This is a genomic window from Achromobacter sp. SIMBA_011, from assembly GCF_046535435.1.
Lineage (GTDB): Bacteria > Pseudomonadota > Gammaproteobacteria > Burkholderiales > Burkholderiaceae_B > Achromobacter > Achromobacter dolens.
The window spans coordinates 1-233 of the sequence record NZ_JAWRWN010001277.1; the positions used below are offsets into that span (position 1 = coordinate 1).

Below are 233 nucleotides of genomic sequence, written 5' to 3' on the forward strand. Positions count from 1 at the left end.
GTGTGGCGGGAAACCGAATCGGAAGGGAAGTTGGTATCGGAAATCACCAGCGTATCACCGTGACCCATGGCGCGCAGCGCGTGCAGGACATCGGCATTCAGCGCCGGGTCGATATTTTTCAGCATGTCGTCAAACTCCCATGATGCTTTCGCCGCGTTGCGGCGCGCGCGCAATCCAGCCGGAAAACCATGTCGCGTCAATCGCAAAGGTGTGATTGTGAAGCTTTGCGCAAG

The 233-nt window shown here is 57.5% G+C and carries 1 protein-coding gene; it reads right to left on the minus strand.

Features of this window, described 5'->3' with window-relative positions:
• Nucleotides 1-125, minus strand: a 125-nt coding sequence (locus tag SB816_RS35170) for an RbsD/FucU domain-containing protein (RefSeq protein ID WP_410548646.1), incomplete at its 3' end; no start/stop codon positions are given.
• Nucleotides 126-233: the final 108 nt, after the last annotated feature.